Source organism: Mucilaginibacter sp. L196 (genome assembly GCF_009765905.1).
Taxonomy (GTDB): Bacteria; Bacteroidota; Bacteroidia; order Sphingobacteriales; family Sphingobacteriaceae; genus Mucilaginibacter.
On sequence record NZ_LMUO01000015.1, the window covers coordinates 918,406 to 935,876 of the forward strand.

Sequence of the window (17,471 nt, forward strand, 5' to 3'; positions counted from 1 at the left end):
TAACAAGAATAAATATCGGCATTATGAAATACATTTACCAGCTAAAAAAATATAGATTTTTCTTTACCATATTACTATTAAACTTTATTGCTAATACCAATGCTGTAGCGCAAATGGAATATCAACCCTATTCCTTCCAGTTTTATCAAAAACTTAATTCGACGCTATATTCAACAGGCACAGATATACACACCTCGTTAAAACCATACATTATAACTGATTCGTTATTAAAACATAAATATGATTCGTTAATGAATTATGGGTCAGATGGCGAGCATCATAGTTGGGGTTACAGAAAACTATTTAATGAGCATATGATAGATGTGAAGAGTTCTGGTTCCACATTTTATGCTGATCTTTTACCCGATTTTGGGATAGGCCGGGATTTTTCGAACAAACAAACAACCAGTACAACATCTTTGGGTTTACAAGTTGGGGGAACCGTTGGCAATAAATTTTATTATAACATAAGTGGTTATCAAAGCAGTGCTATTTTTCCTGAGTACATGTCCACTTATATAAACCAGGTAGGCATTATCCCCGGGCAGGCATACGCCAAAACTTATACTACTAACGGGTACGACTGGTCATATATCACTGCCACCGTATCCTATACCGTTAATGATTATTTTAATATTACCGCGGGGCGTGATAAAACGTTTATTGGAGATGGATACCGGTCTATGTTATTATCTGATTTCGCATCGCCATATCCATTTTTTAGGCTTACGGGAACCTTGGGAAACGTAACCTATATGGCCATGTGGAGCTATATGGATGATCCGGCTTCTACCTCCCAATATGGTATAAACAGGCATAAATTCGGGGTTTTTCATTATCTTGACTGGAACGTAAATAACAGGATTTCTTTAGGTTTTTTTGAAAATATTACCGGCTTTTTCACAGACGATAATGGGGTAAAACGTCCTTTTGATTTTAACTACATAAACCCTATAATCTTCATGAAACCTGTTAATAATTCGAGTGATGATCCTGATAAATCATTGCTTGGGTTTACCGGTAAATATAAGATCAGCGATGGGATAACTGCCTACGGGCAATTTGCATTAGACGAATTTCACTCCAAAGATTTTTTCTCTAATGATGGTGCTGTCGATAATAAATACGGCTGGCAATTGGGCTTTAGAGGGACTGATCTGTTTGCTATTCATAATTTGAACTTTCTATTAGAATATAATACAGCAAAACCTTATACCTATTCTGCGCGCTCGGCAATTGAAAATTATTCAGAAAACGGCGAACCATTGGCACATCCCTGGGGCGCTAATTTCCGGGAACTTGTAGGTTTACTAAATTATACGTATAAGAGATTTGATTTCAGTACCGAGGTCGATCTCGGCAGATATGGGTTAGATATGAATGGGTTAAACTATGGTGGGGATATCTTCCAGATTTACACCGATCCGGCGCGGCCTTATGGCAATTATACAGGACAGGGCCTAACTACCAATATGGTTTATCTTGAGGGAAAAATAGCCTATGTAATCAATCCAAAATATAATATGAGGCTTGAGCTTGGCGGAATATTCAGGACAGAGCAAAATAGTGAGTTTCATGACAAAACAACTATGTTAACTATTGGCTTACGCAGTTCGTTCCGTGATTTATATACCGATATTACCAGTTTTAAAACGCATTAATTGATTAATATGTAAAGTAGCCTTGCAATTAAGGTATTAATAAAATTTTCCCAGTACTCTTTCTGCTTTCCAAAAAATCATGAGCTTGCTTGCCCTCTGAAAGTTTGAAACGCGCAGGATCGGCGATTGTTAACTGATTGCTGCTGATCCACCCAAACAATTGTTGCGCCCTTTTAATACGTTCTTCTCCTGATGTGAGATAATTCCATAAGTCGCCCCCTGTTATTGTTATAGAGTTAGCTATGATCAGTAGCGGATTGCCTAATTCTAATTTATCGCCTGCCAGGCCAAATAAAACTACTTGTCCGCAAATTCTGGTTACTTCAATACTTTCTTTCATGGTGCTGCCTACACTTTCATAAACTACATCTACTCCGTTTGGGAATAGTTCTAAGATCTTTGTTTTCCAATCTTCGCTATATAAAAAAACATGGTCAGCACCTAGCGAACGCGAAACATCCCGTTTGCTTTCTGAAGATGTTAAACCAATTACTCTAGCACCTAATAACCTGCATACCTGTATCAACAGCTGCCCAACTCCTCCTGCTGCTGCGTGTATCAGTACTGTTTCTCCCGGTTTTACCTGATGGCTGTCTGATGTTAAGTATTGCGCGGTAAGTCCTTGCAGCAATACCGAGGCTGCTGTTTCAAAGCTAATATCGGCAGGTAGCGGTATGGCATGAGCGACCGGAACAGCCACCAGTTCCGCATTTGCAAATGGGACATCGGCGAAACCAATTCTGTCGCCTACCTTAAACATTTTATTGTTGTTATTGTCAACCACTACACCGGCTCCCTCATACCCATTTATATAAGGAGCATGACCTCTTAGTGGATAAACGCCATTCCTCCGCATAATGTCGGCAAAGTTCAGGCCGATAGCTTCCATTTTTACTAATATTTCATCAGATTTTAAGATGGGATCGGCCACATCTTTATATTCAAGTACATCAGATTTTCCGGGCGTAGATAATGTTAGTGCTTTCATATGAAAAATTAATTCAATACTGTTTAGTTATTAATCGGCATAGCAATGGTTAACGTTATTAATCAAAGGTAAGTATGAATGAGGTATCTATGATAATAACACTGATGAATATGCCAAAAGCATAAAACATTAGATTGTTGTTTATTACTTATTTACAAATCATATGATCATAAGCAAAAAGCGATTCTTTTCATCAAATAACACGTTGTTTTATGCCATAACCAGCCTGCTGATCTTATTATTCTCATTGCCTGTAATGGCACAAAAAATGATTATAGAAAGCCTTAGCGGGCCGGTTACTCAAAACGAGATCAACGCTTTTAAAGCTCATATTCAAAATGTGGATGCGCCATCAGGCAACGGTAATGTATGGGTCTTTGGCAATGGCGGTAAAAGTATTGAGGCTTGTGGCTTAATGTACGAAGTATCACATGACCGAACCATTTTAAATAGGATGATCTGTTATTGTGATGAAATGCTTTCACGCCGTAATGACCTATGGCCGGCCGAAAAGGGTGGTCAGCATATTATATGGACGGGTAAGATTGAACCGGTATGGCCATCATCTAACCCTGATGTAACACCTGCGGGGGCCGGTATTGAACAAGGAGATGAGATAGCGCACATGAGCTATTGCGCAAGGCTGATCTTATCTGATTCATCTTTATGGAATGAGAAGGTTGACATTGGCGACAGTTATCAATTTGGTGCCACTTATAAAGAGCTGGCGTTAAAATATATTAATGAAGGTGATTACGTAATTGATAACTGGATAATCTCGCATTTTATACGTACTAACCAAAGCAATCATTATTACTTCCCCGGTTCGCCAAATACCTATAAGGCTAATGAGCCTGCTCCCTGGAACCAGGCATGGATGCTCACCAATGCTTTGGTAAGATTGGTAGAGTGTCATTTAATTTTAAATGATGATATGCAAAGGATATCACGTTACGATGCTATTATCCAGCCCAATATTGATTGGTTTAGAGCTAATGTAAGGCCAACTAAATCAGCAAAAGGTACTTTATGTTATACCTGGGCCTATGCTTTACCTAAAGGTATAGAAGATACGAACCATGCTGCTTATGATAGTGAAGGTTTATGGATAGCTTATGATAGCGGGCGGTATAAATTAAACTTTGACGACCTTTTACCTTTTGCCAATACCTATTGCGATATAGTAATGGGTACGGTAACAAATGGCAAATTTGCCGGCAGAGTTGACGGTACAACCGGAACAGGGCATGGTGGTGGTGATAATTATGTACGCGACGAATATATTTATTTGGCAGAGTTCAGGCCGGACATGTTTATGGAGATGGCCAATACCGAAATTAATGCAGATAAAATAGCTTCGTCAATACCCATTACCGCCAGATTACTATGGGAAAAAGACCGCAGGTATAAAAGCCAAAAACAATAATTATATGAAAAAAACACCCTTCATTATATTATGCCTGTTTACACTAATATGTAAGGGCCAAATTAAAGGTACCATATGGGACGTAAAAGGCATATATGATATTCCTAAATATAAAACCATAAGTACCGATTCTGCTATAGGTATCACTTATCATGGTTTAATGTATAAAGGTAAACCCCAGAATGTTTTTGCTTACTATGCCACACCCGGCACATTAAGCGGCGACCGCAGTAAAGATAAAAACCTGCCTATGGTAATATTGGTACACGGTGGAGGGGGAATAGCTTTTAAGGAATGGGCTATAATGTGGGCAAAGAAAGGGTATGCGGCGTTATCGATGGACCTCCGTGGCAATGGCCCTGGTAGAAAGCATATTGAAGGGGGATTTGATGAAGATAATGCTCAGACACCCTATTTTACTATAACGCCCAACATTAACGAACAATGGATGTTCCAGGCTGTGGCAGATGTGATACTGGCCAACAATCTGGTGAGAAGTTTTCCAGAGGTTGACGTGAACCGCACAGCAATTACAGGTATTAGCTGGGGCGGTATTATAACCTGCCTCATAGCCGGTGTTGATCAGCGGTATAAGGTGGCAGTCCCGGTATACGGCTGTGGTTATTTGCTGCAAAATAGTTCAATGCGCCAGGGTTTATTACAGCTAAACGAGCAGGACAGGCAAACCTGGGTAAAGCAATATGATCCATCAAATTACATTGGCAAAACTAAAATGCCCATGTTGTTTTTAAATGGCGCTAATGACCCGCATTTTTATTTAGATAGCTATGCTAAAACTTACAGGCTGGTGAAAAATAAAAACCTGTGCATAAAAATGGGTTTAAAACACAGCCACCATTACGGTTGGGCAAGCGATGAAATATTTGCTTTCATCAATAGCTACCTTAATCACAGCGCACCTTTAGCTGTAATTGATGAACCTGCACATAATGAAAATGCAACTATCATCGCCGGGGTCAAATACTCAACGCCCATAAGCAAAGTCTTTTTGAATTTTACTCAGGATACTACCAGCGTATTAATGAAAAGAAAATGGGAATCTACAGAAGTGAAAATTAATAAAAATCAGATCATCGCGCCACAACCGCCCGCTGGTACAACCATCTGGTACCTGTCTTTAATTGACGATAAGGGTTTGCAGGTTTCAGGCCCATTACAGTTTATTGATCCGAAACTATGATTTTAATTATCTCCAATAACCTTTATTTACTTATATGAAAATGATTAAAATAAATTTACAGAGCGCTAAAAAATTAAATCTATTATTGTTAGTAATGCTGTTTTGGCATAACCCTGTTTTTGCTGATATTATTAAAGTTACCTCTATAGATGCACTTCAAAATGGCATAAATAATGCTAAACCCGGCGATATATTAATACTGGCAAATGGTACCTATACCACAACCCAGGATATTACGGTTGACAGAAAGGGTACACCCGGCCAACCAATTACTATTTGTGCTGAAACAATAGGTAAAGCCGAGATTAGCGGATTAGGCGGGTTCAATTTGGTTAACCCCGCGGCTCATATTATTATTAAAGGCTTTAAGTTCACGGATAAATCGTCCAGGGATAGAACAGGTGGCGGTACCAGCTTTTGCCGATGGACACAAAATATTTTTGAAAATAGTGGTAACGGTGAAGATCTTACCATTGCAGGCAGCGACCATGAGATAGATTATAATACTTTTCAGCATAAGAATGCTATGGGGCGATTTTTGGCTATTCGTGGCACTGGCAGTCAGATAGCCGAACGGTTGCATATTCACCACAACTATTTTAATGATTATATTAGTCAGAATGGTAAGAATGGCGCCGAAACATTGCAGTTTGGTTTAAGTGGTTTTAGCATGTCGTCAAGCAATAGCGTGGTTGAATATAACTTATTTGAGCAATGCGCCGGTGAGACTGAATTAATTTCGGTTAAAGCCTCGGCAGTAACCCTCAGATATAACACCATCCGCAATTGCCCTGCCCAATTTACACTGCGGCATGGCAATAAAAATATTGTATATAACAACTACTTTATTAATACGCCAGGGATACGGATTTTTGGCGATGATCACCTGATAAGCAGTAATTATTTTGAAAACTGTAAACCGGCAATTACTATAGGTAATGGCGATGGCGAAGTAGCAGATGGCGCTAAGCTTACCGTGCATGACCGCCCGGACAGAGTAGTTATCAGCTATAATACATTAGTTAATAATCAGCAAAATTTTGTGATGACTGCGCGTAAAGATGGCATGGGGGCAACATATACCATCTTTGCTAATAACATTATACAAGGCGGCGGACCGGCATCAACAATAAAAGGTCCGTATACTAATGCAAAATGGGAAAACAATATTTTATTCAATGTAAAAGATGCCGGAAGCATTCCTTCAGATGGTTATATTACAGCTGATCCAAAATTAGTGAAAACCGCATGGGGCTATTATGTGGGAAATGATAATCCTGTTATTAAAAACAGTAAATTTTATTACCCCTCTGTCAGGTCTGATTTAGATGATCAAACAAAATACGACAGTAAAGCAAACTATGTGTTAACCCCTGAAGATGTAGGTTTTAATGCTACTAAATAATAGCTCAAATTAATGTTATCGGCCTTAATTGATTACGGGGAATAAATTATCAATTTTATAATTTTTAAATAAAAACACGATGAGAAAAATGTTTATTAAACGAATATTGCCTTTCATAGCTATAGCTTATTCTGGTTTAGCGTTTGGTCAAACTACAACTAATAGTGAAGAAATAGTTCGCAGGGTTGCCGACAACATTATTCAAAATACCTCATTCAAATTGATAGATGGTAAGACCGGGCAGAAGTATGATTCAACCAAAGGTTTACCGTTAAATGGGGATATTAAAGCTGATAGCAGGTACAATAAATGGGCTTACGTAAATGGCGTTTTAGCTATAGGTATGATGCAAACTGCCAATATTTTGAATGATAAAAAATATTCAGATTATTCACTGCATAATTTTGATTTTATATTTAGCAACATCCCTTATTTTGAGCAGCAATATAAAGCAAAAACACCTAAACCAGAATTTGGTAGCTTTTTTAGCATGAGTAACCTTGATGCATGTGGGGCTATGTCGGCCGGGCTTTGTGATGTTGATGCCTTGGCGCATAAGAAGGAATATCGCGCATATTTAGATAGGGCAGCTAATTATATTTCAAACAAACAATTGCGACTTTCTGATGGTACGCTTTGTCGCCCGCAACCCCGTTACATGACTATTTGGGCCGATGATCTATTTATGAGTGTGCCTTTTTTGGCACGCATGGGTAAGATTACCGGTGATGCCAAATATTTTGATGATGCCATTAAACAGGTAGAGAACTTTAACAAATATTTATACGACCCCATGACGGGCCTTTTCATACACAATTATTACAGCGATGTAGAGATGAACGGTGTAGGGCATTGGGGGCGGGCAAATGGTTGGTTAGCTATGGCACAAGTTCAACTATTAAATTATTTACCCGTTAACCACCCTAAACGGGCTGAGTTGATTAAGCTTTTATTAAGGCAAATCGTAAATTATTCGCGCTACCAGGATCAAAGCGGTTTATGGCACCAGCTATTAGATAAGCCAGACTCTTATTTAGAAACTTCTGTTACGGCTATGTTTACTTATGCTGTGGCACGTGCAGTTAATGAAGGTTGGATCAACAAAAAATATATGGCTATTGCTAATGAAGGCTGGCGCGGCCTTAGCAGTAAGGTAACAGCCGATGGCCAGTTACAGGATGTTTGCATTGGTACCAATATAGATGATGCAATTAAATTTTATTACACCCGGCCAACAGAATTAAATGATACTCATGGGCTAGGCCCATTCTTACTCGCCGGAACAGAAATGATCCGTTATGAGAAGGCTAATAAAAAATAGTATCAATATTATATTGCTATATATAAATCATTAATTAATAAGCATATAATCATATATCAAAAAAACAGCATATGCTTATTAGCATATGCTGTTTTTTTGTGTAAAAATCACTGAATAATTAGCCAATAGTATTCATAATAGGTTAATAAATAATTTGGTAATTGCATTAACCAATTATTTATTAAACCACCTAAAAAATTGTTATGAACAAAAGTATTACGCGCCTTTATTATTAAAAAGTAATCAATCTTTTTTTAAATAATTAACTAACTCACTCTTAATCTAAAATGGTGTTATGGTCAAACTCTTTACCCAATTTTTTTCAAAACTAAGTAAACCTGGAATTTGGTTACTTATGTTTATGCTTGTAATGTTAATTCAAGCACAAATATTACACGCACAAACCCCCGTTAAAGTTATAGGTACCCTTACCGACTCAAAAGGTGAAACTTTAATAGGCGTTAGTGTTAGGCAAAAAGGCACCACTAATGGTGTCCTTACTGATGCAAATGGCAAGTTTGCCTTAACATTACCAAATGAGCAAGCTACAATAGTATTCAGCTACATTGGTTATGTTACGCAGGAATTTGTTGTAAGCACACGCCATATTTTTAATATAAAACTCAACGAAAGCTCTAACAGCCTTGAGGACGTTATTATAACCGGTTATGGACAAACTGTTAAAAAACGTGATTTAACCGGATCAATTTCTACAATTACTGCCAAACAAATACAGGAACGCCAGCCTGTTACAATTTTTGATGCATTGGAAGGCCAGGCAGCAGGTGTTTTGGTTAGCAATGATAATGGCGACCCATCAGGCGAAGGAACAATTGTGATACGTGGTACCGGAACGCTAAATTCAGGAACAGGGCCTTTGTACGTAATTGATGGTGTTATTAATACAGATGCTAATTATATTAATCCGGCTGATATTCAATCTATCGAAATTTTGAAAGATGCGGCTTCAGCAGCTATTTATGGATCTCGTGGCGCCAATGGCGTAATTATTATTACTACAAAACATGGTGCAGATGGCAAGCCGATGATTTCGTCAACCTATTCTCATTTATTCGGAGAACTTGCACATAAACTTCCTACTGTTTCAGCCAATGATTTACGCTACTACAGAAAAAATCGTCTCGATGGTAATAATGGAATAAATACAGACTCTGTAAACCATTATCTGAACGCTGATAATGATTATCAGGATCTGCTATTCAGAACAGCTAATAAAGATACTTATAATTTGAGCATTAGTGGTGGTCAAAAAGGCCTGACTTATTATGGCGGTCTTAATTATATTAATGACCAGTCAATAGTTATAAACAGCTACCTCAAAAGAGTTCAGAGCACTATTAATATAGACTACCAGGCTTCTGATAAATTTAAGATCAGTAATAACTTCTCATTTGCCTATCAATCGGGTAATAATATCCCGGTTGGAACAACTGTTCAGGGGATTTTTGACCGTAATCCATGGACAACTATTTATACCCCAACCGGAGCCCTGGCAGGATATGTAGAGTCAAAAAGAAACCCCGTTGCTTACGCTTTGTTAGCAACAAATCTTGCAACAAGTTACCTGGCTCAATATAACACAGCAGCTAATTATTTGATAACTAAGGATCTGAGATTTACTACAAGTTTTAATGTAAAATTATATAATCCTACAACCCAAAGTTTCACACCCTCTTCATTAACCAGCGGGGGAACAGGGCTTGATGTAGGTTCTACGGGGAGCGACAGGCAGTTCTCTTATGATTTACAATCGTTTTTAAATTATAATAAAACGGTTGGGAAACACGGTGCTTTTACTGCTACAGCAGGGTTCAGCCGTGAGTATTTTGGGGATTATAATTTCAATATCGCTGATAATAATTACTTGAACGAAACGGTTTTTACCTCTAATGTAGGTACTGTTAATCTTACACAAACAGGTACCACTTCAACCGCGTATACTACCGAATCGCTTTTTGGCCGTGTAGGTTATAATTATAAAGAAAAATATATAATGACCGCAACCTACAGGCGTGATGGTTCATCAAGATTTGGGCCTGACGATAAATGGGGTAATTTTTATTCGGCTGGCTTTGCATGGCGCTTTACTGACGAACCTTTTCTGGCATGGACAAAGAAGTTTCTTGAAGATGGTAAGCTAAGATACAGTATTGGTCAATTAGGTAATGACCAGCTAAGTAACAACTATTTGTTTTCAACGCTTATGAATTTTGGCACTTCAAATACAAGTGCATCTTACAATGGTAACAGTACCGCGGCATTATCTACCACTCTAGGTAACCCAATTATCCATTGGGAAACGGTTACTACCCAGAATTTTGGTATGGACCTTACCTTTTTGAAAGGACGTTTAACATTTACGCCAGAATACTATATTAAAAACACAAATGGTCTACTATACACTACAGCCCTGCCAGAAGAAACGGGTTATAAAAACGTAACGGTTAATCTTGGAAATATACAGAATACAGGGTTAGAGCTTACTTTAGCCGGATCGCCAATTGTTAGCAAGAATTTTAACTGGAATGTTAGCGCTAATATTACCTTTCAAAATGCAGGTTTAATTAAGAGCCTGGCTAATCACACATCTTTTGTAACAGGCTCATACATTATACAAGAGGGTGGCCACGTTGGCGATTTTTACTTGTATAAAAATTTAGGTGTGTACCAATATGATGTATCAAACTCTTATGCCGTTAACGGCGATAGATTAACACCTGTAGGTGTGGGCAACAAAGGTACAACAGCTAAAAGCTTTCTTGATGATGGCAAACCATATAACGGTCCAATACATCACCTTACCAGGAATGGACTTTTATTAAAAGGTGGTAACACTATTTGGCAAGATGTTAATAATGATGGGGTGATAGATGCCAATGATAAGGAAGTTGTAGGCAATGGTATACCCAAATATTATTTCGGGTTCACTAACTTTTTTACCTATAAACGTTTTACGCTTAATATAACCTTTAACGGGCAAATTGGTGGCAAAGTTTATAACGCAACCGCCAATAGCCAAAATGCAAACAGCTCAACTTACTCGCCCCCAACTGTTGATGCCATTTACCACTCATGGCTTCATGAGGGCGATATAGCTAAATATCCACTGTTTACAAACAAGGATGCTTACGGTGATATTAGTAGCGGACTGAACAGCCTTTATCTTCAGGACGGTTCATTTATCAGGCTGGCTAATGTAAAATTCACCTATACACTTAATCCGAGGATAGCAGCAAAGATAAAAGCTAGGAATATAGGGGTTTATCTATTCGGAGATAATCTGCTTACGTGGACAAATTACACCTGGTATGATCCTGAATTTAGTTCATCTAATCCACTTACACCAGGTATGGACAATGGTCAGTATCCGAAAAGAAGAGAAGTTGGATTTGGAGTTAATGTTGGTTTTTAAGAAGAAGGACATTTTTAAAAGAAAAAGACGATGAAAAAACTTATAGGTATTGCTGCTTTTATTAGTGTAATTACAATAATAAGCAGTTGCAAAAAAGATGTAACACAGTCGCCGCTTTCTGCGGTATCTGTAACAGCTTACTTTAGAAGCACCAAAGATATCACAGCTGCTTTAGCAGGTATATATGGTTCTTTTCAGGAAGAAATGACTGGTGATGGAACCGGTAAAACTGAAGGGTATGGCGGCCGTTATCATTACTGGGGCGAATGCAGGTCTGATAATTTTGATCGTAGCCAATATGTAAATACTACTGAAACAGAAATGGCATTTAATGCGCTCACCATAAATGATGCTGCAACCGACTGGGCCGGATTATACAGGACAATAGCAAGCGCAAACCTGGCAATTAAATATTTTCCGCAGGTGCCGCAATATGACCCTAACGCCACTCCAGTGTTAGTTAATAACTCATTAGCGCAATGCTATGCCATGCGGGCCGAATGTTATTTTTACATTGTAAGGCTTTGGGGTGATGCGCCTATGTGGACAACGCCGTACCTGGATGCTACCCAACCGAGTGCAAAACCAAGAACCCCAGCAGCTAAACTTATCGATTCACTCATTATTCCTGATCTGCAAAAGGCGTATTCGCTCATGCAAAAAGGGCAAATTCCGGTAGTATGGTATATTAATGAGGCAACTATTTGTGCTATCATGGCTGATGTTTACATGTGGAGGGCAGGGCAGCCCGGTGGTGGCCAAGCCGACTATCAGAATGCAATTGCCTGGACCCAGAAATTATTTTTGGCAAAAAATCCTTTGGGTAAGGCCAATTATGGAGGAGGGGCAGCCGGTCTGGAAACAACAGCCAACTGGAAAAATTTATTTTTAACCCCTACAACTTCAGTTGAACCAATATGGAGTATAGCTTGGGATAATACGGTAAATGGATGTGCCTGTATACCTGTTTCAATAATGCAAAATACCAATAACCCCATAAAGGTTGACTCTGCTATTTATTTCAACTGGAAAGCAATTAAGGCGGATACAAGGTTTGCTAAAACCGTGGATACTTCAGCGGTTGCTACCGTATCAAGTTCAGTACTAGGGCATGAGGACAAAGTATTGAAATATTATAACGCTGGGTTAGCCAGTCAGCTTGTTTCAGCTAATGCGCTCCAATATAATGTTTACCTGGTAATGTACAGGCTTGGCGATGTTTACTTAACCTATGCAGAGGCTTTAAACCAAACAAATGATATGACTGATGCGCTTACGTATCTAAATTATATACACACAAGGGCAGGTTTACCGGCTTATACCGCGGCACAACTACCAACAACAAGCGCTATGCAGGATGCTATTCTGCAGGAACGGCAATATGAATTATTTGGAGAAGGTAAGCGTTGGTTCGACCTTGTACGTACAAATCATGTTCAAACAGTTATGGATCCAATAGTATCAAGACGGCAGAAAAGTTTTGGCACCACCCCAACCGGATTTTCAAATTTGGCTAAAGTGCTTTGGCCATTAAGCCAAACTGCACTTAATGCAAATACGCAATTGGTTCAAAATCCATCTTACTAATTATTAACTGATAAATAGGAAAGCATGATGGGCGATGGCTCAAAACAGGATTTGAAAAATCGCTCATGAAAAGCTTGAATAACGTAAAAAATAATATTCAGATGAAAAAAGCAAAATATCTTTCAGCAATATTTTCTGTATGCCTGGCAGCGATGTCAGTAATACTGCTCCCGGGTTGCCTTAAACTGCAAAAGAATTTTAACCGGAGTACCACAGATACACTTAATGCGCATTTGTATAAAAACTCATGGCAATATCTAAAATCCCGTGCGTACGGAAGTGGTACTGATACTATTTTCAGGAGGATGTACGATGCTATTATATACTCGGGCATTGATACCAGTGTGTACACACAAACCGGAAAAACATATATATACTTTACCAATGCAATGGTAACTACAGCAAAAACAGGCTTGTGGGCTGCGGTGCTTACTTCAAGCAACAAAGCTGCTACCAGTTGGAAAAGTTATTCTCCGGCTGATGTGAAAAATTACCTTGAATATTTAATTCTTGATGGTACATATTCTCATTATAATTTACCAGTTCATGATGTAACTGTACATACAATGGCACCGGCAGGCACTTACACTACTAATCCTCCGGGGTTCCAGATACCAGGTTTTGTTACCAATCCAAACTCAACCCTGTATATTGAGGTGTTAAATGCTTCACCAACCAATACATCAAACTATCCAATTACTGTTAACGATGTTTTTTATATCGCTACAAGCGATCTGTTAGCAACTAATGCGGTGGTTGATGTTATAAGTACCCCAATATATCCCATTTTACCTTATTAATGCTGTAAACATTGGTTTAACGGAGCAGTATAACACTGCTCCGTTATTTTTAAATAACATCTAGCAGCAATAATCATATTGATTATTGCTGTATGTATATAATTAACACCAGTAACATCTAACCCGGCTTGAAAAAAATAAAAATCGTTATAATACTATTTGCTATCCTATGTAGTTACGATGTATCGGCACAGCAAATAACACACTTAAATAATAATTGGGAATTTTTAAAGCAGGATTTAGGTGGTATATGGGAAGCTGTAAGGCCTGTAATCCCAGGTAACCCTGAAAGCGTCCCCATTTGGAGCCCGGTAACATTACCCCATTGCTTTAATGAACGCGATGCGGTTGATCCTGATGGTAATTATTACCAGGGACCGGGTTGGTACCGTACACAGTTAGATATTAAGAACCCATACAACAATGGCCGTACATTATTGCACTTTGAGGGTGCCGGACCAAAAACAGATGTATATGTATATACCACCAAAGTAGGCAGCCATTTAGGTGGTTATGATGAGTGGACCGTTGATATAACCCAGGCCGTTGAAGACTTTAAAAAAACGGATGTATTTAAAAAACAATTCCACGGCAAAATACCTATAGAAATTCGTTGTGATAACTCGCGGGATCTGAACCGTATTCCTTCAAGTCTTTCTGATTTTTGCATTTACGGGGGCATTTACCGCTATTTAAACTTGGTTTACACGCCGGCTATATCGGTAGATAAGGTTTTCGCATCGGCACAGGTTAATAAAGAAGGTAAGCAAGGAAAGTTGAATGTTAAAGTCCGTTTTTATAACCCCGTATCGGATACAGGTGCTACCGTAGATGTAAACCTTATTAACCCAAAAGGTAAAAATATTAAAACCAGCACAATTAAGCTGAGTAACCTGAATGACGATATTCAAGTTGGTTCTTTTGATGTTAAGGCGCCAGCCTTATGGTCGCCATCAAATCCGGAATTATACACAGTTGAAATAACGGTTAATAGTAAATATGGTACTTGTAAACAAATTGAAAAAGTAGGCTTCCGCAATTTTGAATTTGTAGATAACGGGCCATTTATGCTGAATGGTAAGCGTTTGTTATTAAATGGTACCCAACGTCATGATGACCAGACGGGGGTTGCGGCAGCAATTACTGAAGACATGATGCGCAAAGAAATGCAGCTAATTAAAGATATGGGTGTCAATTTCATCCGTTTAGGGCATTATCAGCAATCAAGTATTATACTAAATCTATGCGATAGTCTTGGTATTTTGGTTTGGGAAGAAGAGCCCTGGTGCAGAGGAGGCTTGGGTAATGATGTTTATAAAGATCAGGCACGCGGTATGCTTACCAATATGATAGAGCAGCATTACAATCATCCCGCTGTAATTATATGGGGGCTGGGTAATGAAAATGATTGGGCGGGTGATTTTTCTGAATTTGACAAACAGAAGATCCACGCATTTATGCAGGAGCAGAACGACAGGGCACATCACCTTGACCCTTCCCGGGAAACAGGCCTCCGCAGATGTGATTTTTGTAAAGACATTCCCGATGTGTATTCACCTTCCATATGGGCTGGTTGGTACCGTGGTGCTTATCAGGATTATAAAAACGCTACGGAAACTGAATTTAAAAAAGTAAAACATTTTATACATATTGAATGGGGAGGAGATAGTCATGCGCTTCGCCATTCGGAAACGCCATATAGTTTTATACATAAAATACCTGTAGGTAAGGGGGATGACGAACGCCTGGGCGATGCCAACTTGCATAGCGGTGAACCAAATGTTTCTAAAGATGGCGACTGGAGTGAAAGTTATATTTGTGACCTGTTCGACTGGACGCTAAAAGAACAACAAACAATGCCCTGGCTTACAGGATCAGCCTTTTGGACATTCAAGGATTTTGCCACACCCCTAAGGCCCGATAATCCGATCCCATTCATGAATCAGAAAGGTGTTGTTGAGCATGATCTTACCCCAAAAGAATCATATTACGTTTTTCAATCGTATTGGGCAGACAAACCTATGGCGCATATTTATGGGCATACCTGGCCTATAAGATGGGGAAATGATGGAGAGCAGAAGATGATAAAAGTTTACTCCAATTGTACTGAGGCCGAATTGTTTTTAAATGGTAAAAGTTATGGCGTTAAAAAACGCGATAGCCAGGATTTTCCAGCAGCGGGTTTACATTGGATGGTGAATTTTAAAAAAGGTAACAACCATATTAAGGTTATTGCGAAAAGAGGAACAGCTGTTATAACAGACGAAATAGACCAGGTTTATCAAACAGATAAATGGACTAAGCCAGAGAAATTAATACTTGAAAAAATAGCCGAAAATGATGGCACTGCCACTATACAGGTTAAGTTAGTAGATAATAATAACATTCAATGCCTTGATTCAAAAAACGATATAGAGTTTTCGCTGGCAGGGGATGGAAGGCTGATTGATGACATGGGTACTTCCAACGGATCGCGTAAAGTACAGGCCTATAATGGCCGGGCCATTATCCGTGTAGAAACTAACAAGGGTAAGAGTGTAATATGTGTTAAATCGCCGGGTTTGCCAAGCGCGTTTATAAACCTTTAAATCAGGAAAATGAGCTATCGAAAAAGGTAAAAACTATACTATAATTCCATTATAAATCTCTGTTATTATGAAATGTTATATTCCTCTTCTCTTAATACTGTTAAGTATCAACGTTAAAGCTCAGGACAAGGCCGCCTGGATGAAACAGGCCAAATTTGGCGTAATGACCCATTATTTACCCGATTGGCTTTCACAAACAGAGAACATAAATGTTAATATTACAAAATGGAACGAGCTGATTGATAGCTTTAACGTAAATACGCTTGCAGATGAGGTAAAGTCTGTTGGCGCAGGATACATGATATTTACTATAGGGCAAAACTCAGGTTTCTATGATGCACCCAATGCTACTTATGACAGGCTGGTTGGCAATAACCCAAGTAAATGCTCAAAAAGAGATTTAATAGCTGATCTGGGTGCCGCTTTACATAATCGCGGATTAAAATTGATTGTGTACTTGCCTTCAGGAGCGCCAAATGGCGATCAGGTAGCGAAAAATGCACTGGAATGGCAAAATGGCCCGCATCCAAACAAAGAATTTCAAAGTAAATGGGAGCAGATTATCCGCGAATGGTCGGTTCGCTGGGGTGATAAAGTTGATGGCTGGTGGTTTGATGGCTGTTACTGGCCCAATATAATGTACCGCACAGAAAGTGCACCCAACTTTAAAAGTTTTGCAGATGCGGCAAGAGCAGGCAACCCCAACAGTATAGTAGCATTTAATATGGGGGTATTTTACCGTTTAACAAGTGGTACCCCTTATGAAGATTACATAGCAGGTGAAATTAATAAGGATGATATGGTATCAATAAACCATCCGTATGATGGGAAAATAGATGGCGTTCAGATCCATGCTTTAAGTAACCTGGGTGAAAAGTGGGGTATGGGTAATCCGCGTTTTACTGTAGAACAAATAGTGGGTTATACTAAAAAGATCAACGATGCTGGCGGGGCAATGACCTGGGATGCGCCCATACAAAGCAATGGGGAGATATATCCGGCATTTATAACTCAATTAATCGCTATTGGCAAATCAGTTCACCAGTAATTGTAAATCAAGT

At 38.9% G+C, this 17,471-nt stretch carries 11 protein-coding genes; 10 read left to right on the top strand and 1 reads right to left on the bottom strand.

The features are described 5' to 3' along the window. Positions 1–23: 23 nt before the first annotated feature. Positions 24–1,661, top strand: coding sequence for a gliding motility protein RemB (locus tag GSQ74_RS14815; protein WP_158994598.1), 1,638 nt, complete (start codon positions 24–26; stop codon positions 1,659–1,661). A gap of 28 nt (positions 1,662–1,689) precedes the next feature. On the opposite strand, the gene GSQ74_RS14820 is transcribed toward GSQ74_RS14815, so the two are convergent. Beyond that, the gene (locus GSQ74_RS14820; protein ID WP_158994600.1) at positions 1,690–2,649 is read right to left on the bottom strand and encodes a quinone oxidoreductase; all 960 of its coding nucleotides are present in this window, start codon (positions 2,647–2,649) and stop codon (positions 1,690–1,692) included. A 163-nt stretch (positions 2,650–2,812) separates the two neighbouring features. Here GSQ74_RS14820 and GSQ74_RS14825 point away from each other — a divergent pair, with 163 nt between their 5' ends. The 9 genes from GSQ74_RS14825 (at position 2,813) to GSQ74_RS14865 (ending at position 17,458) form a co-directional block, all read left to right on the top strand. Then, on the top strand, positions 2,813–4,075 hold the full coding sequence (locus GSQ74_RS14825) for an alpha-1,2-mannosidase (RefSeq protein WP_254060896.1): 1,263 nt from the start codon (positions 2,813–2,815) through the stop codon (positions 4,073–4,075). A 4-nt stretch (positions 4,076–4,079) separates the two neighbouring features. Then, positions 4,080–5,276 (top strand): S9 family peptidase, encoded by a 1,197-nt coding sequence (locus GSQ74_RS14830; RefSeq protein ID WP_158994602.1) that lies wholly within the window; start codon positions 4,080–4,082, stop codon positions 5,274–5,276. Between the two features lie 40 nt (positions 5,277–5,316). Continuing rightward, positions 5,317–6,681, top strand: coding sequence for a polysaccharide lyase 6 family protein (locus tag GSQ74_RS14835; RefSeq protein WP_158995233.1), 1,365 nt, complete (start codon positions 5,317–5,319; stop codon positions 6,679–6,681). Positions 6,682–6,760: 79 nt separating this feature from the next. Continuing rightward, positions 6,761–8,002: a glycoside hydrolase family 105 protein gene (locus GSQ74_RS14840; protein ID WP_158994604.1), complete on the top strand. Its 1,242-nt coding sequence runs from the start codon at positions 6,761–6,763 to the stop codon at positions 8,000–8,002. Positions 8,003–8,372: 370 nt separating this feature from the next. Beyond that, positions 8,373–11,435: a TonB-dependent receptor gene (locus tag GSQ74_RS14845; RefSeq protein ID WP_158994606.1), complete on the top strand. Its 3,063-nt coding sequence runs from the start codon at positions 8,373–8,375 to the stop codon at positions 11,433–11,435. Between the two features lie 30 nt (positions 11,436–11,465). Beyond that, positions 11,466–13,022 carry a RagB/SusD family nutrient uptake outer membrane protein gene (locus GSQ74_RS14850; RefSeq protein WP_158994608.1) on the top strand — a complete coding sequence of 519 codons (1,557 nt, stop codon included), beginning with the start codon at positions 11,466–11,468 and terminating at the stop codon, positions 13,020–13,022. 101 nt (positions 13,023–13,123) lie between these two features. Beyond that, a complete protein-coding gene (locus tag GSQ74_RS14855) occupies positions 13,124–13,822 on the top strand; it encodes a hypothetical protein (protein WP_158994610.1) in 699 nt (232 codons plus the stop codon). Between the two features lie 128 nt (positions 13,823–13,950). Further along, positions 13,951–16,410 carry a glycoside hydrolase family 2 TIM barrel-domain containing protein gene (locus GSQ74_RS14860; protein ID WP_158994612.1) on the top strand — a complete coding sequence of 820 codons (2,460 nt, stop codon included), beginning with the start codon at positions 13,951–13,953 and terminating at the stop codon, positions 16,408–16,410. Between the two features lie 67 nt (positions 16,411–16,477). Continuing rightward, positions 16,478–17,458, top strand: coding sequence for an alpha-L-fucosidase (locus GSQ74_RS14865; RefSeq protein WP_216846752.1), 981 nt, complete (start codon positions 16,478–16,480; stop codon positions 17,456–17,458). Positions 17,459–17,471 lie beyond the last annotated feature (13 nt).